This is a genomic window from Nostoc sp. TCL240-02, assembly GCF_013343235.1.
Classification (GTDB): Bacteria; Cyanobacteriota; Cyanobacteriia; order Cyanobacteriales; family Nostocaceae; genus Nostoc.
This window is the reverse complement of sequence record NZ_CP040094.1, coordinates 178,227-198,945: the sequence shown is the minus strand read 5'-3', so window position 1 is coordinate 198,945 and position 20,719 is coordinate 178,227. Positions and strand designations below refer to the sequence as shown.

The 20,719-nt window shown below is 42.7% G+C and carries 26 protein-coding genes and 1 pseudogene; 25 read left to right on the top strand and 2 right to left on the bottom strand.

Annotation, left to right across the window (positions count from 1 at the left end; genetic code table 11):
• Positions 1–54: 54 nt before the first annotated feature.
• From rplE to prfA, 19 genes are all read left to right on the top strand, one after another.
• A complete protein-coding gene (rplE, locus tag FBB35_RS00980) occupies positions 55–603 on the top strand; it encodes a 50S ribosomal protein L5 (RefSeq protein ID WP_174708103.1) in 549 nt (182 codons plus the stop codon).
• Positions 604–623: 20 nt separating this feature from the next.
• Positions 624–1,025 carry a 30S ribosomal protein S8 gene (gene rpsH / locus FBB35_RS00975; protein WP_012410712.1) on the top strand — a complete coding sequence of 134 codons (402 nt, stop codon included), beginning with the start codon at positions 624–626 and terminating at the stop codon, positions 1,023–1,025.
• 120 nt (positions 1,026–1,145) lie between these two features.
• The gene (gene rplF / locus FBB35_RS00970; protein ID WP_104906407.1) at positions 1,146–1,694 is read left to right on the top strand and encodes a 50S ribosomal protein L6; all 549 of its coding nucleotides are present in this window, start codon (positions 1,146–1,148) and stop codon (positions 1,692–1,694) included.
• A gap of 2 nt (positions 1,695–1,696) precedes the next feature.
• Positions 1,697–2,059 (top strand): 50S ribosomal protein L18, encoded by a 363-nt coding sequence (gene rplR / locus FBB35_RS00965; RefSeq protein WP_094328454.1) that lies wholly within the window; start codon positions 1,697–1,699, stop codon positions 2,057–2,059.
• A gap of 93 nt (positions 2,060–2,152) precedes the next feature.
• A complete protein-coding gene (rpsE, locus tag FBB35_RS00960) occupies positions 2,153–2,680 on the top strand; it encodes a 30S ribosomal protein S5 (protein ID WP_174708102.1) in 528 nt (175 codons plus the stop codon).
• Between the two features lie 140 nt (positions 2,681–2,820).
• Complete coding sequence (gene rplO / locus FBB35_RS00955) at positions 2,821–3,264, top strand: 50S ribosomal protein L15 (protein ID WP_174708101.1); 444 nt, start codon at positions 2,821–2,823, stop codon at positions 3,262–3,264.
• 74 nt (positions 3,265–3,338) lie between these two features.
• A complete protein-coding gene (secY, locus tag FBB35_RS00950) occupies positions 3,339–4,652 on the top strand; it encodes a preprotein translocase subunit SecY (RefSeq protein WP_174708100.1) in 1,314 nt (437 codons plus the stop codon).
• Positions 4,652–5,203 carry an adenylate kinase gene (locus FBB35_RS00945; protein ID WP_174708099.1) on the top strand — a complete coding sequence of 184 codons (552 nt, stop codon included), beginning with the start codon at positions 4,652–4,654 and terminating at the stop codon, positions 5,201–5,203. Before secY ends, FBB35_RS00945 begins: the two co-directional genes overlap by 1 nt.
• A 191-nt stretch (positions 5,204–5,394) precedes the next feature.
• A complete protein-coding gene (infA, locus tag FBB35_RS00940; protein ID WP_006276978.1) occupies positions 5,395–5,619 on the top strand; it encodes a translation initiation factor IF-1 in 225 nt (74 codons plus the stop codon).
• A 124-nt stretch (positions 5,620–5,743) separates the two neighbouring features.
• A complete protein-coding gene (gene rpmJ / locus FBB35_RS00935; protein ID WP_012410705.1) occupies positions 5,744–5,857 on the top strand; it encodes a 50S ribosomal protein L36 in 114 nt (37 codons plus the stop codon).
• A 116-nt stretch (positions 5,858–5,973) separates the two neighbouring features.
• Positions 5,974–6,354: a 30S ribosomal protein S13 gene (rpsM, locus tag FBB35_RS00930; RefSeq protein WP_012410704.1), complete on the top strand. Its 381-nt coding sequence runs from the start codon at positions 5,974–5,976 to the stop codon at positions 6,352–6,354.
• Positions 6,355–6,408: 54 nt separating this feature from the next.
• Positions 6,409–6,804 carry a 30S ribosomal protein S11 gene (gene rpsK / locus FBB35_RS00925; protein ID WP_012410703.1) on the top strand — a complete coding sequence of 132 codons (396 nt, stop codon included), beginning with the start codon at positions 6,409–6,411 and terminating at the stop codon, positions 6,802–6,804.
• 327 nt (positions 6,805–7,131) lie between these two features.
• Entirely contained in the window at positions 7,132–8,079 is a 948-nt protein-coding gene (locus FBB35_RS00920) for a DNA-directed RNA polymerase subunit alpha (RefSeq protein WP_174708098.1), read from the top strand.
• Positions 8,080–8,111: 32 nt separating this feature from the next.
• Positions 8,112–8,462, top strand: a complete 351-nt coding sequence (gene rplQ, locus FBB35_RS00915; RefSeq protein ID WP_174708097.1) for a 50S ribosomal protein L17 — start codon at positions 8,112–8,114, stop codon at positions 8,460–8,462.
• Positions 8,463–8,538: 76 nt separating this feature from the next.
• Positions 8,539–9,387, top strand: a complete 849-nt coding sequence (gene truA, locus FBB35_RS00910; RefSeq protein ID WP_174708096.1) for a tRNA pseudouridine(38-40) synthase TruA — start codon at positions 8,539–8,541, stop codon at positions 9,385–9,387.
• Between the two features lie 65 nt (positions 9,388–9,452).
• Positions 9,453–9,914, top strand: a complete 462-nt coding sequence (gene rplM, locus FBB35_RS00905) for a 50S ribosomal protein L13 (RefSeq protein ID WP_114081992.1) — start codon at positions 9,453–9,455, stop codon at positions 9,912–9,914.
• Positions 9,914–10,330: a 30S ribosomal protein S9 gene (gene rpsI, locus FBB35_RS00900; protein ID WP_104906415.1), complete on the top strand. Its 417-nt coding sequence runs from the start codon at positions 9,914–9,916 to the stop codon at positions 10,328–10,330. Before rplM ends, rpsI begins: the two co-directional genes overlap by 1 nt.
• A 182-nt stretch (positions 10,331–10,512) precedes the next feature.
• On the top strand, positions 10,513–10,755 hold the full coding sequence (gene rpmE / locus FBB35_RS00895; RefSeq protein ID WP_012410697.1) for a 50S ribosomal protein L31: 243 nt from the start codon (positions 10,513–10,515) through the stop codon (positions 10,753–10,755).
• A gap of 103 nt (positions 10,756–10,858) precedes the next feature.
• On the top strand, positions 10,859–11,956 hold the full coding sequence (prfA, locus tag FBB35_RS00890; protein WP_174708095.1) for a peptide chain release factor 1: 1,098 nt from the start codon (positions 10,859–10,861) through the stop codon (positions 11,954–11,956).
• Positions 11,957–11,988: 32 nt separating this feature from the next.
• Here the strand turns inward: prfA and FBB35_RS00885 are convergent, their stop codons facing one another.
• Complete coding sequence (locus FBB35_RS00885) at positions 11,989–12,498, bottom strand: hypothetical protein (RefSeq protein WP_254625778.1); 510 nt, start codon at positions 12,496–12,498, stop codon at positions 11,989–11,991.
• Positions 12,499–12,739: 241 nt separating this feature from the next.
• Between FBB35_RS00885 and FBB35_RS00880 the strand changes: the two genes are divergently transcribed.
• Positions 12,740–13,102, top strand: coding sequence for a helix-turn-helix domain-containing protein (locus FBB35_RS00880; protein ID WP_104906418.1), 363 nt, complete (start codon positions 12,740–12,742; stop codon positions 13,100–13,102).
• A 42-nt stretch (positions 13,103–13,144) separates the two neighbouring features.
• Positions 13,145–13,603 (top strand): DUF29 domain-containing protein, encoded by a 459-nt coding sequence (locus FBB35_RS00875; protein WP_174708094.1) that lies wholly within the window; start codon positions 13,145–13,147, stop codon positions 13,601–13,603.
• 69 nt (positions 13,604–13,672) lie between these two features.
• Here the strand turns inward: FBB35_RS00875 and FBB35_RS00870 are convergent, their stop codons facing one another.
• The gene (locus tag FBB35_RS00870) at positions 13,673–14,761 is read right to left on the bottom strand and encodes an acyltransferase (RefSeq protein WP_174708093.1); all 1,089 of its coding nucleotides are present in this window, start codon (positions 14,759–14,761) and stop codon (positions 13,673–13,675) included.
• 925 nt (positions 14,762–15,686) lie between these two features.
• On the opposite strand from FBB35_RS00870, the gene FBB35_RS00865 reads away from it, so the two are divergent.
• The 4 genes and pseudogenes from FBB35_RS00865 to gpmI all read left to right on the top strand — a co-directional run bounded on the left by FBB35_RS00865 (position 15,687) and on the right by gpmI (position 20,698).
• Positions 15,687–16,169: a hypothetical protein gene (locus FBB35_RS00865; protein WP_174708092.1), complete on the top strand. Its 483-nt coding sequence runs from the start codon at positions 15,687–15,689 to the stop codon at positions 16,167–16,169.
• A gap of 49 nt (positions 16,170–16,218) precedes the next feature.
• A pseudogene (locus tag FBB35_RS00860) lies at positions 16,219–17,037 on the top strand (Rpn family recombination-promoting nuclease/putative transposase).
• A 155-nt stretch (positions 17,038–17,192) separates the two neighbouring features.
• Positions 17,193–18,878, top strand: coding sequence for an ABC-F family ATP-binding cassette domain-containing protein (locus FBB35_RS00855; RefSeq protein ID WP_174708091.1), 1,686 nt, complete (start codon positions 17,193–17,195; stop codon positions 18,876–18,878).
• 221 nt (positions 18,879–19,099) lie between these two features.
• A complete protein-coding gene (gene gpmI / locus FBB35_RS00850; protein WP_174708090.1) occupies positions 19,100–20,698 on the top strand; it encodes a 2,3-bisphosphoglycerate-independent phosphoglycerate mutase in 1,599 nt (532 codons plus the stop codon).
• Positions 20,699–20,719 lie beyond the last annotated feature (21 nt).

Below are 20,719 nucleotides of genomic sequence, written 5' to 3'. Positions count from 1 at the left end.
CAAAGGACAATAAAAGTTCCCTGACCAAGCCCAGGGATATCAGGACAAAAAACTATGGCGACAACAAGACTTAAAAGCTTATATCAAGAGACAATCGTCCCAAAACTGATTAATCAGTTTCAATATACCAACGTTCATCAAGTACCGAAGTTGGTAAAGGTAACTATTAACCGAGGTTTGGGTGAGGCGGCTCAAAATGCAAAGTCGCTGGAAGCATCCATCAATGAAATTGCGCTTGTTACTGGTCAAAAACCAGTGGTAACGCGGGCGAAAAAAGCGATCGCTGGCTTTAAGATTCGTCAGGGGATGCCCGTAGGGATCATGGTTACTCTTAGATCCGAGCGGATGTATGCCTTTTTCGATCGACTAGTTAGCCTATCACTGCCCAGAATTCGAGATTTTCGCGGCGTTAGCCCTAAAAGCTTTGACGGACGGGGTAACTATACTCTGGGTGTAAGAGAACAGCTAATTTTTCCAGAAGTCGAATACGACAGCGTTGATCAAGTGCGTGGGATGGATATTTCCATCATCACCACAGCAAAAAACGACGAAGAGGGCCGCGCCTTACTTAAAGAATTAGGAATGCCCTTTCGCGATCAGTAAGTTCATCTATAGAGGGAACGATGGCGGCTAACGACACAATTGCAGATATGCTGACGCGCATCCGCAATGCCAACCTGGCGCGGCATCAAACTACACAAGTGCCAGCTACAAAAATGACCCGCAGCATTGCCAAAGTGCTACGGGAGGAAGGCTTTATTGCTGAAATCGAAGAAGCAGAAGAAGGGGTAAAACATAACCTAGTGATTTCCCTAAAATATAAAGGTAAGAATCGTCAGCCTCTAATCACCGCCTTAAAGCGAGTGAGTAAGCCAGGCTTGCGTGTTTACTCCAATAGAAAAGAATTACCAAGAGTACTAGGCGGCATTGGCATTGCCATTATTTCTACATCCAGTGGGATTATGACTGACCGCGAAGCGCGTCGTCAAAACTTGGGTGGCGAAGTGCTTTGTTACGTTTGGTAGTCATTGGTCATTAGTCGTTTGTCATTAGTCATTGGTCATTTGTCTGAGCAAAGGATAAAAGGCAAATAACAAATGGTAAGTAACAAAGGACAAAGGACAAATAACAAAGGACAAAAAGTAATGTCTCGTATTGGTAAACGTCCAATTACTATTCCCGCCAAAGTTCAAGTGGCGATCGATGGTACGAATATTGTAGTGAAAGGCCCGAAAGGAGAACTTTCTCGCACTCTCAGAGATAATGTCTCGCTCTCTCAAGAGGGAGAAATATTACACGTAAATCGTCGGGATGAAACTCGGACATCGAAGCAACTGCACGGCTTGAGCCGCACTTTAGTTGCCAACATGGTCGAGGGAGTTTCCCAAGGTTTTCAGCGCCGTTTGGAAATCCAAGGTGTTGGTTACAGGGCACAACTTCAAGGGCGTAACCTAGTTCTAAACATGGGTTACAGCCATCAGGTGCAAATTGAGCCACCAGAAGGAATTCAGTTTGCAGTCGAAGGTACTACTAACGTGATTGTTAGCGGCTACGACAAAGAAATTGTAGGCAACACAGCCGCAAAAATTCGCGCCGTTCGTCCACCAGAACCTTACAAAGGTAAAGGTATTCGCTATGCCGGTGAAGTGGTAAGACGTAAGGCTGGTAAGACTGGTAAGGGTGGTAAGAAGTAAAAATGAAACTTACTCGTAGAGAATCAAAAAACCGTCGTCATCGCCGCGTTCGTGGCAAAGTAGTTGGCTCCCCAGAACGTCCACGTTTAGCGGTATTCCGTTCTAATGAGCATATTTATGCCCAGGTAATTGATGATAGTCAGCATCAAACCATAGTGGCAGCATCGACTTTAGAACCAGATTTGAAATCTAGTTTAGCGTCAGGTGCAAACCGCGACGCATCAGTGCAAGTTGGTAAATTGATCGCAGTGCGATCGCTAGAAAAAGGCATCACCAAAGTAGTCTTTGATCGCGGTGGTAACTTATATCATGGTCGTGTCAAAGCTTTAGCTGATGCAGCACGCGAAGCCGGTTTAGATTTCTAAAGTCATTGGTCATTAGTCATTAGTCATTGGACAAATGACAAAAGACAAATGACAAATGACAACTGACAAATGACGTTCACCAGAGTATAAATTATGGCAACAGAGCGTAAAAGTAGAACAAAGCGTGCCAAAAAAGAGGAAACCACTTGGCAAGAGCGGGTTATCCAAATCCGCCGCGTGAGCAAAGTCGTCAAAGGTGGTAAAAAACTCAGCTTCCGAGCGATCGTTGTCGTTGGTAACGAACGCGGTCAAGTTGGTGTCGGTGTAGGCAAAGCTTCAGATGTAATTGGCGCAGTTAAAAAAGGCGTAGCTGACGGCAAAAAACACCTGATTGATATCCCAATTACTAAATCCAACTCCATCCCCCATCCCATTGATGGTGTCGGTGGCGGTGCAAAAGTGATTATGCGTCCAGCCGCACCTGGTACTGGGGTAATTGCTGGTGGTGCTGTGCGGACTGTGTTGGAATTGGCAGGAGTTCGTAACATATTAGCCAAGCAGCTTGGTTCTAACAATCCGCTTAATAATGCTAGAGCCGCAGTCAATGCCTTATCTACATTGCGGACTCTTTCTGAAGTCGCGGAAGATCGCGGTATTCCTATTGAAAATCTCTACATCTAACTAGTCATTAGTCATTGGTCATTAGGAGCCACTGCGTTGCGGGGGTTCCCCCTGTTGAAGCAAGTGGCGTTCATTAGTGAATAACAAATGACAAAAGACAAATGACAAAGGACAAATGACAAAGGACAACTTGGTAACTTATGAGACTCCATGATGTTAAGCCGCAAAAAGGCTCAAAGAAACGCAAGAAGCGTGTAGCCAGAGGTATTTCTGCCGGACAAGGTGCTAGTGCTGGTCTAGGTATGCGGGGTCAAAAATCTCGCTCCGGTAGCGGTACTCGACCCGGTTTTGAAGGTGGTCAACAGCCATTGTACCGCCGCTTACCTAAGCTGAAGGGCTTCCCGATTGTTAATCAGAAGATTTACACTACGATTAATGTAGATAAGCTAGCCTCCCTTCCCGCTAATACAGAAGTAACTTTGACCTCCTTGAAGGCAGCAGGTATTCTGACTGCTGTCAAAGGGCCATTGAAAATTTTAGGTAACGGGGAATTGAGTATTCCGCTCAAGGTACAAGCGGCAGCTTTCACAGGTTCAGCTCGTAGCAAAATTGAGGCAGCTGGAGGGAGTTGTGAAGTCTTATGAGTGAGCCGGAACAGCGCACTTAAATGCAAGCCAACTCGCTGTCAGCGCCTGGTTCACTATAAAGGTAGCACTCTATGATCAGTCGAGATAAAGCCCCAACGGCTCAAGAAACTTTTATGCAGATGGCACAAGCAGCCGGGCTTAGAGGTAGGCTGCTTGTAACTGTCGGTGTTTTGATTTTGGTTCGCCTGGGCATCTACTTGCCAGTACCAGGGATTGATAGACCTAGATTTACCGAAGCTATATCGGGCAATAATTCCATATTCGGTTTATTGGATATATTTTCCGGGCGAGGACTTTCGACTTTGGGCGTTTTTGCTTTAGGGATTTTACCCTTTATTAATGCGTCCATTATCATCCAATTGCTCACCGCGGCGATTCCATCTTTAGAAAATTTACAGAAAAATGAAGGCGAAGCGGGTCGGCGGAAAATATCGCAAATTACCCGTTATGTCACTGTATGTTGGGCAATTCTCCAAAGTACAGCTTTTTCAGCATTATTCCTCCAGCAATTTGCCTTAAATCCAGGGCCTATCTTTGTAGCTGAAACTGCGATCGCTCTGACTGCTGGTTCTATGTTTGTAATGTGGGCATCAGAACTCATTACAGAACGAGGTATTGGCAATGGAGCATCATTGTTAATTTTTGTCAACATTGTCGCATCATTACCAAAAGCATTAGGCGATACTATCGATTTGGTACAAGTCGGCGGTCGAGAAACAGTTGGTCGCGTCATAGTACTAATCTTAGTTTTCCTGGCAACCATTGTTGGTATTGTGGTTGTCCAAGAAGGAATGCGCCGCATCCCGATTATTTCGGCTCGTCGCCAAGTTGGTCGTCGAGTTTTGGCAGAGCAACGGAGCTTTTTACCCTTGCGGCTAAATCAAGGCGGCGTAATGCCAATTATCTTTGCCGCAGCCATCCTCAGTTTGCCACTACTGATTGCAAATTTCGCCAAGAATGCTGAATTGGCAAATATAATTAACACTTATTTGAGTCCAAGCGGTTCTGGCTCTTGGGTCTATGCCTTGGTTTACATGATTTCTATCATTTTCTTTAGCTACTTCTATTCTTCGTTGATTCTCAACCCGGTAGATGTAGCGCAGAATTTGAAAAAAATGGGTTCCAGTATTCCCGGTATTCGTCCCGGCAAAGCGACTAGCGAGTATATCGAGCGCGTTTCAAACCGACTCACCTTTTTGGGTGCTATCTTTTTGGGCTTGGTTGCTATTATCCCAACTGGTGTCGAAAGTGCTTTAGGAGTACCCACATTTAAGGGACTAGGTGCTACCTCTCTGTTAATTTTAGTGGGCGTAGCAATTGATACTGCAAGGCAAATCCAAACATACGTAATCTCTCAGCGCTATGAAGGAATGGTGAAACAATAGTGACGCGACTAATCTTCTTGGGACCACCTGGAGCTGGTAAAGGAACACAAGCTCAAGCATTGGCTGAACACCTAAATATTCCCCATATTTCTACTGGGGAAATCTTAAGACAAGCCATGAAAGAGCAAACTCATTTGGGAATCAAAGCTCAAAACTATGTAAATAGCGGTGAGTTAGTCCCTGACCAGCTCGTGCAGGACTTGGTACAGGAGCGCCTCAACCAACCAGATGCAGAAAATGGTTGGATTCTTGATGGTTTTCCCCGTAAAGTGACGCAAGCAGCTTTTCTAGAAGAATTGCTGGTAACAATACATCAGAGTGGTGAAAGGGTAGTTAATCTAGATGCACCAGATGATGTTGTGGTAGAACGTTTGCTAGCTAGAGGGCGAAAAGATGATACCGAAGAGGTGATTCGTCGTCGGTTAGAAGTGTACCGCGCTGAAACTGCACCTTTAATTGATTATTATCGCGATCGCCAAAAACTTTTAACAGTAAACGGCAATCAGTCCCAAGAAGAAGTCACTAGTGAACTGCAAAAGCTAATCGCTTGAGAATGAAGGAGGAGGGGAGGAGCTACAGTAGTTCTTTCCCCAATTCCCAATGTTCCATACCCCTCCCAAGAAACAGATCAATTTTAGCTAAGATATATTAATAAACTGTTGATATATTTCTTAAAATGTGTTCTCTTGCAGATGAAGTGCTGCAACTAAACACGAAATTGTTGAGTTGAGGAAAAAACAAATTGTCTAAGCAAGATTTGATTGAAATGGAAGGCACGGTTACAGAGTCCTTGCCCAACGCGATGTTTCGCGTTGACTTGGACAATGGATTTAACGTGCTAGCTCACATTTCCGGCAAGATTCGCCGCAATTATATCAAGATTTTGCCTGGCGATCGCGTCAAGGTAGAGTTAACTCCTTACGACTTGACCAAAGGCAGAATTACCTACCGACTACGAAAGAAGTAACTATATGTAGATGTAGAGAATTTTACCATAAAATCATCCTTTTGACTGTTTGCTAGTCAAATTATGTGGATTGTTTTCCCTAAAAATGCTATAATTTAATATTTGGAGTCAAAAAATAAAAGGCATGAAAGTTAGAGCCTCAGTCAAGAAAATTTGTGAAAAGTGTAGCGTGATCAAACGTCGTGGTCGCGTCATGGTGATCTGTGTGAACCCCAAGCACAAGCAACGTCAAGGATAACGCTCTTACAAAGAGAGTGAGTTGTAATACGCGTATCATCATTAACAACGAAAAAACGCGATTAATCACGTTTTTCCAACCAACAGTAATTGCGAAAACAATAGGGAGAGTTCATTGTGGCACGGATTGCCGGAGTAGACCTTCCACGCGATAAGCGCGTTGAAATCGGTCTAACTTATATCTACGGAATTGGTTTATCACGCGCTCAAGAAATTATAGCGGCTACTGGTGTGAATCCAGACACCCGCGTTAAGGACTTAAGTGATGCCGATGTGACAGCCCTGCGAGGCGAAATAGAAAGTAACTATCAAGTTGAAGGCGACTTGCGGCGTTTGGAGTCTTTGAACATCAAGCGCTTAGTTGACATTGGTACTTACAGAGGTCGTCGTCATCGTATGGGCTTACCAGTCAGAGGACAAAGAACTCGCACCAATGCCAGAACCCGTCGAGGCAGAAGGCAGACAGTGGCTGGTAAGAAGAAGGCTCCAGGGAAATAAATTTGCAACGCTTGCTAATCAGAGCAAGTTTTACCTTAAATCAACTAAACAAGTATGGCGAGACAACCAACTAAAAAATCCGGGAGCAAGAAGCAGAAACGGAACGTACCAAGTGGGATGGCCTACATCCAGTCTACTTTCAACAATAGCATTGTCACCATTACCGATCAAAATGGAGATGTCATCTCCTGGGCTAGTGCTGGTTCTAGCGGTTTTAAGGGAGCAAAAAAGGGAACTCCCTTTGCAGCGCAAACTGCTGCTGAAAGTGCAGCCCGTAGAGCTATAGATCAAGGAATGCGCCAAATTGAGGTAATGGTAAGTGGACCAGGAGCAGGTAGAGAAACCGCTATCCGCGCACTTCAAGGAGCCGGACTGGAAATTACACTCATTCGGGATATTACCCCCATTCCTCACAATGGCTGCCGTCCACCCAAGCGCCGTCGAGTTTAAATACCAAGACTTGGGCATTGAGGACGAGAGGCTACAACCAAAGTAAGTAAAGTTACTTACAATGACTGCTTGGGCGGATAACGTGCAAACTGTCATTGGGTGAAAACCTGGGCGACCAAAAGCGAATCAGATTTTCCTGTGGGGAAAGCTGTTAAAATTCGGGAACCCAAAATATTATTAGCGCCTGAAAGCTCAATAGGAGCGTCAAACTATATCGTAATCTCATACTGGTAGTTTGATAAACCTATAACCTACAGGACATAAAGTCAATTCGGGAGGCAATTGATTTGTCTGCTAGCAGCACCTTAGAAAAAGGGAGGCTCATCCGTGGCGCAGTTTCAGATTGAATGTGTAGAGTCGAATACTGAAGAAAGTCGGAACCATTACAGTAAATTTGTTCTGGAACCTCTAGAACGCGGTCAAGGAACAACGGTTGGCAACGCACTGCGGCGGGTTTTACTGTCTAACCTAGAAGGTACAGCAGTTACAGCAGTGCGGATTGCAGGCGTTTCACACGAATTTGCTACAGTTCCGGGCGTGCGGGAAGATGTGTTGGAAATCCTCATGAGAATGAAGGAAGTCATCCTAAAAAACTATTCATCGCAACCCCAAATTGGTAGATTACTCGTTAGCGGCCCAGCAACAATAACTGCGGCACATTTTGATTTACCTAGTGAAGTAGAAGTAATTGATCCGACTCAGTATGTAGCCACCATTGCTGAGGGTGGCAAGCTGGAAATGGAATTTCGGATCGAGAAAGGTAAAGGCTATCGCACCGTAGAGCGAGGACGTGAGGAAGCTACATCGTTAGACTTTCTCCAAATCGACTCAATATTTATGCCGGTGCGAAAAGTCAACTATAGTGTTGAAGAATCTCGTGGGGAAGGCTTGATTCCAAAAGACCGACTACTGTTGGAAGTTTGGACAAATGGCAGTATTTCTCCTCAAGAAGCACTATCTTCGGCTGCTGGGATCTTGGTAGATTTATTCAATCCTTTGAAAGATATCTCCCTAGAACCAACAGACACAGGTTCAGATATTCCAGACGATCCAACTGCCCAGATACCTATCGAAGAGTTGCAACTTTCTGTGCGGGCATATAACTGTCTCAAACGGGCACAAGTTAACTCTGTGGCAGATTTGTTGGATTATACCCAAGAAGACCTCTTAGAAATTAAGAACTTTGGTCAGAAGTCAGCAGAAGAAGTCGTGGAAGCTTTGCAGCGACGCTTGGGCATCACCCTGCCAATGGAAAGAGGCTCTAAACATCCTTAATAAAAACCGTTCATAACTCATAGTGCATAATTATGCGTCACCGTTGTCGCGTCAAACAACTCAGTAAACCAGCCGATCAACGCCGTGCTTTATTGCGATCGCTCACCACCGAGCTGATCCGTCATGGTAAGATCACCACCACTTTAATTAGAGCGAAAGTTCTGCGAAGTGAAGTGGAAAAAATGATTACTCTAGCTAAAAATGGCTCTCTGGCAGCACGTCGCGAAGCCCTTGGCTATATCTTCGACAAACAATTGGTTCACGCTCTATTTGAGCAAGTTCCAACTCGATATGGCGATCGCCAGGGCGGTTATACCCGCATTCTGCATACCGTACCGCGTCGGGGTGATAATGCAAAAATGGCAATAATTGAATTGGTTTAAATCATTTAGTTATTGGTCATTAGTCATTTGGTCATTAGTGAATAACAAATGACAAAAGACAAAAGACAAAATCTGTATGTTAGAAAGTCCCCAGCCTACACAAACTCATCGGGTAGCCTTGGTAATCCAATACCTGGGCACTCATTTTCATGGCTGGCAACGGCAAAAAAAACAACGGACTGTCCAGGAAGAGATAGAAATAGCGATCGCTACTATTCTTGGGTACCATGTAACACTACACGGTGCTGGGCGAACTGATTCAGGAGTTCATGCTGCTGCTCAAGTAGCCCATTTTGAAGCTACAGGTTTAATTCCACCTCACAAGTGGGCAACAATCCTAAATAGCTATCTGCCGCCAGATATATTAATCAGGGCTTCAGCTAGTGTCGATAACCGTTGGCACGCTCGCTTTAGCGCAGCCTATCGACGGTATCGCTACACAATATATACTGAAGATCGGCTTAACTTGTTTGTAAGACCCTTCAGTTGGCATTATTATTATGCACCCCTGGATGAATCCTTAATTAAAGCTGCCTTGAAACCTCTCTTGGGAAAGCATCACTTAGCTGCTTTTCACCGTGCAGGCTCAAAGCGATCGCATTCCTGGGTAGAGGTGCAAGCAGCAGAGTGTCGTCGCAGTGGGCCATTTATCCATATTGAAATACAGGCAGATGGATTTTTGTATGGCATGGTACGGCTGTTGGTAGGGATGTTGGTAGAAGTAGGTTCTGGACAACGAACACTTTCTGGCTTCACCCAACTCTGGAAAGAAGAACGCCGGGAAGAAGTGAAATATGCCGCACCACCTCAAGGCTTGTGCTTGTTGCGAGTCGGCTATCCCGATTTTCCCTTTCCAAAAGAGATTTGGTACGACACCTTGCCAAAGTTCGTCACTAGTCAAGAGTCATTAGTCATTGGTTCTTAGTAACTGCAAATGACAAAAGACAAATGACTAATGACAAATTAAAAATGACAAAGGACAAATGACAAATGACAACAGTTAAAACATACCTTCCTTCTCAAGCAACCCTTGAGCGTGAGTGGTACATAGTAGATGCCACCGATAAACGCCTCGGTCGCCTCGCTAGTGAAATCGCCCAGGTATTGAGGGGCAAAAAGAAACCCGAATACACTCCCCACCTAGATACAGGTGACTTCGTAATCGTCATTAATGCCGAGAAAGTCGCAGTCACAGGCAAAAAGCGCACTCAAAAGCTTTACCGCCGCCATTCTGGTCGTCCTGGTGGGATGAAAACCGAAACTTTCGCTAAACTGCAAGACCGCATACCAGAGCGAATTTTAGAACAAGCTGTTAAAGGTATGCTACCTAAAAATAGCCTGGGTAAGCAGTTGTTCACCAAGCTGAAGGTTTACGCTGGGCCTACGCATCCTCACGATGCTCAAAAACCTAAAGAACTAAAAGTTAATACAATTCCTGGAGAAGAAAATTAATGGTAGTAGCAGATGCTAATAGCGGTCGCGCCGTATACTGGGGTACTGGTCGTCGTAAAAACGCAGTAGCACGGGTACGCTTGGTTCCAGGCACCGGTCAACTGATTGTGAACGGTAAAGATGGAACCTTGTATTTCCAATTCAACCCCAACTACCTGGGAGTGATTAAAGCACCCCTGGAAACTCTGGGATTAGAAAATGAATATGACATTTTGGTGAAAGCAGAAGGCGGCGGCTTGACTGGACAAGCTGATTCTGTCCGTTTGGGAGTTGCTCGTGCTTTGTGCCAACTAGACCCAGACAACCGCCCACCTTTGAAAACTGAAGGTTACTTGACTCGCGATCCGAGAGCAAAAGAGCGGAAGAAATATGGTTTACATAAAGCCCGGAAAGCACCTCAGTACTCTAAGCGATAAGCGATTGGGGACTGGGGACTGGGTACTGGGTAGAGGAAATTAGGTATTAAGAATTGAGTATTAGGAAAAGTCGGTTTTTTATCTCTTTCCCAGTCCCCAATCCCTAGTCCCCAGTCCCCAATCCCTAACCTCAATTGAAACCTGAAAGTTATAATTGATATAGATTCATCACAAAAAGAACAATGGCTAAAGCTGATATTCATCCAAAATGGTATCCAGATGCTAAAGTTTACTGCAACGGTCAAGTTGTTATGACCATTGGCTCTACAAAGCCAGAATTGCACGTAGATGTTTGGTCTGGAAACCACCCCTTTTACACTGGCACTCAGAAGATTATTGACACTGAAGGTCGAGTAGAGCGCTTCCTCCGCAAGTACGGCATGAGCAGCACTCAAACATCTGGCGACGAACAAACCAAAAAGTAGCGGGTTGGCTCTGCTGTTAACGACGGCCCTGCATCAGCTGGGTCGATTGTCATTTATATGCTCGAGCCAATTTGTTATTTTTTAAGGAGCGATCGCAATCGTCATGGCTGAATCATACTTACTGGACAAACTAAAATCCGTTGAACAAACTTTTAATGAATTAACACGTCGTCTTGGCGACCCCGATACCGCTAGCAATCCTGATGAGTATCAAGAAATTGCTAAGTCTCGTTCTTCTTTGGAAGAGGTGGTTAATACTTATGAAATTTGGAAAACAGCCCAAGAAGACCTGATCGGAGCGCGTCAGGTTTACAAAGAATCTGCAAGTGACCCAGAGTTGCAAGAAATGGCATCGCTGGAAGTAAAAGAACTTGAAGAAAAAATCGAACATTTAGAGTCTCGCTTGAAAGTCTTACTGTTACCACGCGACCCCAATGATGAAAAGAATATCATGTTGGAAATTCGCGCTGGTACTGGTGGCGATGAAGCAAGCATTTGGGCTGGCGATTTGATGCAGATGTACACCCGCTATGCCCAAACTCAAGGTTGGAAAGTTTCTCTAGTGAGCGAATCTAAAGGAGAAATGGGTGGCTGGAAAGAGGTCATTCTAGAAATTAAAGGTAATGATGTTTACAGCCAGTTAAAGTTTGAAGCTGGAGTACATCGCGTGCAGCGCGTGCCGGCAACTGAATCTGGTGGACGGGTTCATACTTCCACAGCTACCGTAGCGATTATGCCAGAGGTCGATGATGTGGAAATTCACATTGACCCGAAAGATATTGAAATGACTACAGCTCGTTCTGGCGGTGCTGGTGGGCAAAACGTTAACAAGGTGGAAACAGCCGTTGACTTGATGCACAAACCGACGGGAATACGCATTTTCTGTACAGAAGAACGCAGCCAGTTGCAAAACAAAGAACGGGCGATGCAAATTCTGCGGGCGAAGTTGTACGAAATCAAGTTAAGCGAACAACAAGCAGCTGTAACTTCCATGCGGCGATCGCAAGTTGGTACTGGATCGCGATCGGAAAAAATTCGTACTTATAATTATAAAGATAACCGCGCTACCGATCACCGCTTAGGTCAGAATTATTCCCTTACCCCTGTTTTGGATGGTGATTTAGAAACGCTTATCCAATCTTGTATATCTCTAGACCAGCAAGAACGTCTCGCGGAGTTAGCGACTTCTGCCGCTAACTAATTTTTACTGTTAAATATCCCAATACGCTTGGGTTAAGGGTTATTGGTCTTTGAAGACGCGATAAATCGCGTCTCTACATGAAGGTTTTGTTGCTCATTCTGAACTTGTAAAACCACTTGTTGTAATGTTGCTTTTAACACAGACAGGTGGTTTTCTAATATCGCGTGGAGTATATCTTCTATTTCACTGGGATAATGGTAATAGGCAAATTCGTACTTCATAACGTAATTTAACTTTGCCCATTCCTTCAGGGTTTCACAGGTATAAATTAGCTTTTCCACTTCTTCTTGCCAACGTGCAAAAATCCGGTAGCTAAAAAAGCTGCTGCATATATTGCCTTTTGCATCCCAATAGGAAACACACACTTGATGCTTTAGAAGATGGATTTTTTTGATTTGCTTTACATCGTAACCTTTAACTTTTAAAGCTTCTTTGGTTTCTGCCTCAGAAATGTTCCACTGTTCTGGTTTAATTTTATTAGTGGCTATAAGATTTTTACCTTTGCGCCGATATTGATTAATTTTGCGTGGCTTGCGAAACATGATGCACCTTCGATATTATTTCTTCGCAGCAAAGTCTAGCTACTAGCTACAAGCGCCGTAGCAAACTAAGTTTCTTAGGTTGATTAAATATAGATGGGTTATTCTACTAGCTTGATACCTGTAGTTGCCGTTTTACAACCAGAGATATAGTTTAGTACTAAAACACAAGGCTGTCAATATAAAAGTAAACTTGTATTATTGGAAGTAGACTTGTAAATAAAGTTGGCTAGCTATATAAGCAGTGAAAATCGAAAGCAAACAAAAACTGATTGAAATCATTAAACTAGCTCGCGGTTCAATGAGTCAGCGAGCGTTTGGTAAGCTTTTGGGAGTATCTGCCACTGCTGTTCAGATGTGGGAAAAAGGTGTGAAGGTTCCAGATACAGAAAATTTGGCTCAAATCGCATCAAAAGCAGGCTACACAATGGAAGAGTTAATTAGCTGCATTGATGGTAAGCCAATTCCAGAAACTTCAGATTTGAGTTTGATTCTGAGACAAATCCAACACATGCCTTTGGCCCAAGTGGCTCAAATTGTGCAAGCTGCAGCAGATAGATTGGCGGCTGTGGCTGAAGCATCCGGGGATGAGGCAAAAGCAAGTTGAATAATTCGTAATTTGTAGTGACGCTTCCTGTCAAAATTCAATATGGACAAACCTTTTTTGTACAATCAAGACTTCTATGGCTGGACACAGCAGCAGGCTAAAGCGTTAGAGCAGAGGCTAGTTATAGAATTAGACTGGCAGCACCTGCAAGAGGAAATTCAAGCTTTGGGGAGATATGAATATCGAGAACTCGTGAGTCGTCTAAGTGTATTACTCGGTCATCTCTTGAAGTGGGAGTATCAACCCGAACAACACTCTCGCAATTGGTTTTTAACAATTCGAGAACAGTGTCGCGCCATCCACAGACATTTGCGACAGAACCCCAGCTTAAAGTCTCCAATAGAAGAAGCCTTGTTAGATGGCTTTGAAGCAGGAGTCGATTTGGCGTTACGAGAAAGTAACTTACCATTACGAATTTTTCCAGAGCATTGCCCTTATTCGTTTGATGATGCGATCGCAGACAATTTTCTGTGCGATACTCGTCAAGACTGGGAACGATAATTTCCGCCATTTTTATTAAGTAAAAGAATCGCATTGCTACCGCAAGTAGTTATCCCTAATTAATGTTAACTAAAACTTTTTAATCAAAGCTTTTCCCAAAGCTATGCCAGGTAACTCTATATACTTATATGATAAATATGAAGTTACATATGTTAAAGGGATAACTGCAATTATTATCATCATTACACATTGGTTTGATGTGTATCCTAATGGGTATAAATTACGTTCTATATATGCGCCTATAATTGACAAGAAAAATCCATGAAATAAATATGCTGAATATGATAAGTCTGATAAAATAGTAAAAAAAATATTATCAAACAAGTTATTTAATTTATGACTAAAAACACTATTAGAGAATGAAATTGCTAATAATATTGCAGCAATTAACAAATAAAAATCATCTCGATGATCTTTTATTATAATGCTATAAGAACATAGTAATAAGGCTAATATAAGAGAAATTATTCTTTTTCTATTACTCATATCACACGTGCCACAATAAATAAAAATACCAATTAAAAATATGGGTAATTGATAAAAAATTAATGAAGGTTCTGTAAAATAAGGAATAATATATTGTTTTGATAGAATACTTATAAATATTGTTGCAATCAAAAAGATTACTAGTTTATTCAAATTAGCTTTTTTGAAAAACAAAAATATTGGTGGAAAAATTAAATAGAATTGCATTTCCAATCCCAGACTCCAATCTGGTAGCATCGTTGAAAATGCATTTTTGGGCTGTAATCCAAAAATATAAGTAATATGTAATATAATATTTTGCATACTAAAATTTGCTGGGATATTTGCCAACCATATATTGTGATTCAAACTACCAAGTTCGTGATAATATCGTACAAAATAATCTGCTAAAAGTAATGCAACAATTAGCTCAACATAGTAGGCAGGGGAGAGTCTGAAAAATCTTCTAATGTAAAAATTTATCCAATTTTTTTTGTTTTCAAAGGACTGTTTAGTGTGAACAATTTCCGTAGTGTACATCATAAGAAAACCAGAGATCATCATAAATATATCTACTGCTACTTTTGGATTGGGATTATACCCTTTATATCCACCCCAAATGCCACAATGCGAAATTATTACCCACAAACATGATATTCCTCTAAGTCCATTAATAGTTGATATTTTTTTCATCAGGTGTTATTTAATGTTACTTTAAGAAGATGGTAAATAACTGTCATTTTCACTTGTCCAAATATTACGTATAAAAGCAATACAATATTATATTTATTTGGAGAATCCATTTTTGGCAGATCGACTTTTTAGACCAATCATGTAGTAGGTTTTTGACATCAAATAATTATGTTTACTCCAAAGTGTGGATACTCCCTGTTTACCTATACTAAATACACATAGCGGCAAGGGAGCATTGCTCGCTTCAAGCCTCAGTCTGTCTACAGTTCCCAATGATATTGATATTCCAAACACTTCTTGCATTTCACCCAGTTTCTTAACGCTGGTTGGAGTTTTTCCCAATCATCAGGGAATATCTGCTCTAAATGATTCAGACGCTTCTGTCCATGTCACTTAATTTATCAGATCGGGGTGGCCTTTTTTGACGAACGTTTTCCTATCTTCCTTAACGGTTATGATGCAATCTCTTGTTACCACGTTATAGTTAACATACTGTTTACCCTGTTTCGATGCTTACTTACTTGATATTTACAGTATGCCGATTATGGTTAAATATCTAAAAAAAGCCTGATAATATCATCAATCGCGCCTATGGAAAGCCTTTAGGCACTTGGCGCTAATTTTGGTTTAGTTCGAGGTACTGGTAGAAGTGTATAACGGCTACACAAGCTTAGGCATAGGCTTTTCATTGGTTAGTACGGACGTATAAATCCCGTTAGTAAGGCTTTGATGTGAGCCGATGATTTACAGTATAAGGACAATTTGCCAAAGTGAGATGCTTCCAAATAACCTCTGCTTCTACCGCCAAATTGTAGTTACTTGAACAATTGAAATTTTTAGATATCTGACCAACATCTAACCACTGGCGGGTAATGAATAACTGGTTTTAAAATGGTGAAATCTTAAATGATTTAGGGGTGCAGCTATGTCACTACGCAATGAGCCTTTAGATTGGCAACTTGAAACGAACAATCCTTATATACCAGTTTATCATCAAGGGAATTTGGTGGGATTTTTTAAACCAGAATATGCCAGTGAAATTATTAAAGTTTTAAATGAAGAAGAAGTTTTAAAAAAAGCGCTAAAAATGGCTTGTACTGATTTAATTAAAAAAATCGGCGGCGATACCAAAAAAGTCAATTATTTAATGGAAAAATATGTAAAAACTAGTGAACGTCCCAAGTATGGAACTAGAGCGATCGCAGTTTTACTTCAAGATAGGCAAAAAGAGCTTGACTTGAGCAACCAGGAGTTTGCAAAATTCTGCGATACGTTTAAATTATCTCCTACGGAACTGAATAATATTTATGCCGGAGAAGCATTTGATGATAGTTTATTAGCGCCCCTTTCACGTATATTAGGGATAGCAAAAGAGCAATTACTGAAAGTACGAGATGGTTGTGAATAACAAAGTAACACCTGAGCAGCAAATCAAAATCTTCAAATGATATAAAGTTGTGAAAACAGCTATCATCTTTTATCGGCTGTTTCAAGAATTCCCTGATATCTTCTTTTAACTTATTGGTAATCCTCCAGAAGAAGCTAGCCTTTATCAATTTTCATCAGTTGAAATCAAACAAACAGCCTTCAGAGTAGATGGTGTGTTTCTACCTATACAAGGAAGCGAGAACCCGATTTACTTTGTTGAAGTGCAATTTCAAGCTGATGGGGAAATTTATTCACGGCTAATTGCAGAAATATGTTTATACCTCCGTTAGAATCAACCATCAAATGACTGGGGTGCTGTGGTTTTATACCCCAACAGGAATGTAGATACAGGAGATATCAAACATTACCGTGAGTTTTTCACAAGTGGGCGCGTCAGGCGCATTTATTTGGATGAATTAGGTGAAGGTGCATCGCTTCCAATTGGCATTGCAACTGCTAAATTAGTAATTGCAACCGACGATATAGCGATCGCACAAGCTAGGGTGTTGATAGATAGAACCAAGTCAGAGATAAGCTCACCACCAAAACAGCAGCAATTATTACAATTTATAGAGACTATTTTGGCTTACAAGTTTCCTGCAATGAGTAGGGAGGAGATGAAGGAAATGTTTGGCTTAAGTGAGTTAAAGCAAACCAGATTTTATCAGGAAGCTTTTCAGGAAGGTGTTGAACAAGGTAAGGTTCAAGGCATTGAAGAAGGTAAAGTTCAAGGGAAACTAAAAGCAGTACCAGCAATGTTGGCAGCAGGGTTGACTGTAGAACAAGTAGCACAGTCCTTAGATTTGAGTGTCGAAGAAGTCAGCAAAGTAACTCAAAATCAGCCTTAAGGGGGATGCGTAAGTTTTACGCGTGAGTGAGGGTAAACTTTGTTTGCGCCTCTCAAAACTTTGTCACGACGAATTTATAGTTAATTTTTGTTAATATTAGAGGCGGTGTTAGTACTTCGTCCTCAACCACCCACTCCCTACCTGAGAGAAACTTGATGCTGCGACTAGAACATATAAGTAAAATTTATCCCACAGGCGAAGTTCTCAAAGATATCAACTGGGAAGTTAAACCAGGCGATCGCATTGGCTTAGTCGGTGTCAATGGTGCTGGAAAATCAACCCAACTCAAAATCATCTCTGGGGAAATAGAACCCACCGCCGGCGAAATCATTCGTCCTAATAGCTTACATATAGCCTACCTTAACCAAGAGTTTGAAGTAGACCCCACTCGCACCGTTAGAGAAGAATTTTGGACTGTCTTCAAAGAAGCCAACGAAGTACAGTTATCTCTGGCGCATATCCCACAAGAGATGGAAACGGCTAGCCCAGAGGAACTGGATCGATTGATCGACAAGTTGGATCGCTTGCAGCGCAAATTTGAAGCCTTGGATGGCTACAACTTAGATGCACGCATTGGGAAAATTTTACCAGAGATGGGGTTTGGGCTAGAAGATGGCGATCGCCTCGTCAGTGCTTTTAGTGGTGGTTGGCAAATGCGGATGAGTTTAGGTAAAATCCTGCTGCAAAAACCCGACTTGTTGCTGCTGGATGAACCGACTAACCACCTAGATTTAGAAACCATTGAGTGGTTGGAAAATTACCTCAGAGGGCTAGTTACGCCGATGGTAATAGTCTCCCATGACCGGGAGTTCCTTGACCGCCTCTGTACCCAAATTGTGGAAACTGAACGTGGCGTTTCCAGTACCTACCTTGGTAACTACTCGGCATATTTGGAACAAAAAGCCGAAAGTCAATCAGCACAACTTAGCGCCTACGAACGCCAGCAAAAAGAATTAGAGAAACAGCAAACCTTTGTTGATAGATTTCGCGCCAGTGCTACCCGCAGTACCCAGGCAAAAAGCCGGGAAAAGCAACTCGAAAAAATTGAGCGCATTGAAGCACCCATTGCTGGGGTAAGAACTCTACACTTCCGTTTTCCTCCTGCACCCCGCAGTGGACGCGAAGTAGTAGAAATTAAAGATTTAACTCATCTTTATGGTGATAAAATCTTGTTTTTGGCAGCAAATCTTCTAATTGAAAGAGGCGATCGCATTGCTTTTCTTGGCCCCAACGGTGCGGGAAAATCTACCCTTCTGCGCGTAATTATGGGTATGGAACCACCCACTGAAGGTAGCGTTCAATTAGGCGATCATAACGTCATTCCCGGTTACTTTGAGCAAAATCAAGCTGAAGCCTTGGATTTGAAGAAAACTGTCATGGAAACTATCCATGATGAAGTTCCAGACTGGGATAACCAAGAAGTCCGCACGCTTTTGGGACGCTTCTTATTTACTGGTGATACTGTATTTAAGGCAGTTGGCGCATTAAGTGGAGGAGAAAAAGCTCGTTTGGCGTTGGCAAAAATGCTTTTACGTCCCGCGAACTTACTAATTTTAGATGAGCCGACAAACCACCTAGATATTCCAGCTAAAGAAATGCTGGAAGAAGCGCTCAAAAATTATGACGGTACGGCAATTGTCGTTTCACACGATCGCTACTTTATTTCTCAAGTAGCTAACAAAATCGTCGAAATTCGTGATGGTGAATTCCGGGTTTACTTAGGAGACTATCATTACTATCTCCAGAAAATTGCCGAAGAAAAAGAACAAGCAAAGTTAGCTGCGATCGCTGCTGAAAAAGCTGCTAAAAAAGCTGCAAAAGCTTCTACCAAAAAGAAATAAGAGATTGAATACGGACTTAGTAGTAGTGCTAAAATGCTACTACTAAGTAATCACTTATTATTAGCGCTCAACAAAATTACAGAAAAATCGCTAAATTTTAAAAAATATTTCAAAAAGCTGTAAGTATTTCATAAAAGAAATTAATAAGCAAAAATTCACTTGCGACGTGGATTAGCAATGGTATCATTCGGGTATTACAAAAAGTAAAGGGCAATTTTACTATGACCAAAGCACCTGTTGCTCCTGTGGTGCTAGTCATTTTAGACGGATGGGGCTACTGCGAGGAAAAGCGAGGAAACGCTATTGTTGCTGCTAAAACTCCCATTGTGGATAGTTTATGGACAGCTTACCCGCATACCCTCATCCGCACATCAGGAAAAGCCGTAGGGTTGCCAGAAGGTCAAATGGGCAACTCGGAAGTAGGTCATTTGAACATTGGTGCTGGGCGAGTTGTACCGCAAGAACTGGTACGCATCTCTGATGCGGTCGAAGACGGTTCTATTGCCTTAAACCCAGCACTCGTCAAAATTTGCCAGGAAGTTCGTTCTCGGAATAGCAAGCTGCATCTAGTCGGGCTTTGTTCTGAGGGAGGGGTACATTCACATATCACCCATTTATTCGGACTACTTGACTTAGCCAAAGACCAGCGAATACCAGAAGTTTGTATTCACGCCATCACCGATGGCCGTGACACTGCCCCAACTGACGGTGTAAAAGCAATCACATTGCTGCAAAATTATATAGACCGCGCTGGAATTGGGCGCATAGTCACCCTCAGCGGTCGCTACTACGCGATGGATCGCGATCACCGCTGGGATCGGGTCAAACGCGCCTACGACGTGATGACCCAAGATGGTACGGGTGATAATCGCACTGCTGTGGAAATCTTGCAAGCATCTTACGCCGAAGGGGTAAAAGATGAATTTGTCAACCCCATCCGAATTGCACCCGGCGCAATAGAACCAGGGGATGGGGTGATATTTTTCAACTTCCGCCCTGATCGCTCCAGACAACTGACTCAAGCTTTGGTCAGTCCCACTTTTAACGGTTTTGAAAGACAGCAAATCACACCACTGTCTTTTGTCACCTTTACACAGTATGATCCAGACTTACCCGTGGCTGTAGCCTTTGAGCCTCAGAATCTCAGTAACATTCTGGGAGAAGTCATAGCTAATCATGGTCTGAATCAATTCCGCACCGCCGAAACCGAAAAATATGCCCACGTCACCTATTTCTTTAATGGTGGTCTGGAGGAACCTTTTGCCGGAGAAGATCGGGAACTGGTAAGCAGCCCGATGGTAGCAACTTACGATCATGCCCCAGCGATGTCAGCAGCAGCAGTTACAGATGTAGCGATCGCTGCGATTCAAAAAGGTACGTATTCTCTAGTTGTGATCAACTATGCAAACCCAGACATGGTAGGGCATACTGGTCAAATCGACGCTACCATTACAGCAATTGAAACAGTTGATCGCTGTTTAGGACGCTTGTTAGAGAGCGTTATCAAAGCCGGTGGTACAACAATTATTACTGCCGATCATGGCAACGCTGAGTATATGCTAGATGATGGGGGTAATCCCTGGACAGCCCACACCACTAACCCAGTCCCCTTTATATTGGTAGAAGGCGAGAAAGTCAAAATCCCTGGATATGGTACAAATGTCGAACTGCGAAGCGATGGCAAGCTATCCGACATCGCCCCCACAATTCTAGAGATTTTACAGCTGCCTCAGCCACCAGAAATGACCGGGCGATCGCTGCTGAAAACAGCAGATTATGAACTGCAACGCACTCGCACCCCTGTGCAAGTAGGGCTGTAAAAGACTTCTAAGTCAAGAGTT

Excerpts from the sequence above, each read along its gene's own strand:
- rpsK (WP_012410703.1), top strand. The coding sequence starts at position 6,409 with ATGGCGAGACAACCAACTAAAAAATCCGGGAGCAAGAAGCAGAAACGG.
- rpsH (WP_012410712.1), top strand. The coding sequence starts at position 624 with ATGGCGGCTAACGACACAATTGCAGATATGCTGACGCGCATCCGCAAT.
- truA (WP_174708096.1), top strand. The coding sequence starts at position 8,539 with ATGTTAGAAAGTCCCCAGCCTACACAAACTCATCGGGTAGCCTTGGTA.
- rpsE (WP_174708102.1), top strand. The coding sequence starts at position 2,153 with ATGGCAACAGAGCGTAAAAGTAGAACAAAGCGTGCCAAAAAAGAGGAA.
- rpmE (WP_012410697.1), top strand. The coding sequence starts at position 10,513 with ATGGCTAAAGCTGATATTCATCCAAAATGGTATCCAGATGCTAAAGTT.
- FBB35_RS00885 (WP_254625778.1), bottom strand. The coding sequence starts at position 12,498 with ATGTTTCGCAAGCCACGCAAAATTAATCAATATCGGCGCAAAGGTAAA.
- rplR (WP_094328454.1), top strand. The coding sequence starts at position 1,697 with ATGAAACTTACTCGTAGAGAATCAAAAAACCGTCGTCATCGCCGCGTT.
- FBB35_RS00865 (WP_174708092.1), top strand. The coding sequence starts at position 15,687 with ATGTCACTACGCAATGAGCCTTTAGATTGGCAACTTGAAACGAACAAT.
- rplM (WP_114081992.1), top strand. The coding sequence starts at position 9,453 with ATGACAACAGTTAAAACATACCTTCCTTCTCAAGCAACCCTTGAGCGT.
- FBB35_RS00875 (WP_174708094.1), top strand. The coding sequence starts at position 13,145 with ATGGACAAACCTTTTTTGTACAATCAAGACTTCTATGGCTGGACACAG.
- FBB35_RS00870 (WP_174708093.1), bottom strand. The coding sequence starts at position 14,761 with ATGAAAAAAATATCAACTATTAATGGACTTAGAGGAATATCATGTTTG.
- rplF (WP_104906407.1), top strand. The coding sequence starts at position 1,146 with ATGTCTCGTATTGGTAAACGTCCAATTACTATTCCCGCCAAAGTTCAA.
- rplE (WP_174708103.1), top strand. The coding sequence starts at position 55 with ATGGCGACAACAAGACTTAAAAGCTTATATCAAGAGACAATCGTCCCA.
- rpsI (WP_104906415.1), top strand. The coding sequence starts at position 9,914 with ATGGTAGTAGCAGATGCTAATAGCGGTCGCGCCGTATACTGGGGTACT.
- secY (WP_174708100.1), top strand. The coding sequence starts at position 3,339 with ATGATCAGTCGAGATAAAGCCCCAACGGCTCAAGAAACTTTTATGCAG.
- gpmI (WP_174708090.1), top strand. The coding sequence starts at position 19,100 with ATGACCAAAGCACCTGTTGCTCCTGTGGTGCTAGTCATTTTAGACGGA.
- rpmJ (WP_012410705.1), top strand. The coding sequence starts at position 5,744 with ATGAAAGTTAGAGCCTCAGTCAAGAAAATTTGTGAAAAGTGTAGCGTG.
- rplO (WP_174708101.1), top strand. The coding sequence starts at position 2,821 with ATGAGACTCCATGATGTTAAGCCGCAAAAAGGCTCAAAGAAACGCAAG.
- FBB35_RS00855 (WP_174708091.1), top strand. The coding sequence starts at position 17,193 with ATGCTGCGACTAGAACATATAAGTAAAATTTATCCCACAGGCGAAGTT.
- prfA (WP_174708095.1), top strand. The coding sequence starts at position 10,859 with ATGGCTGAATCATACTTACTGGACAAACTAAAATCCGTTGAACAAACT.
- rplQ (WP_174708097.1), top strand. The coding sequence starts at position 8,112 with ATGCGTCACCGTTGTCGCGTCAAACAACTCAGTAAACCAGCCGATCAA.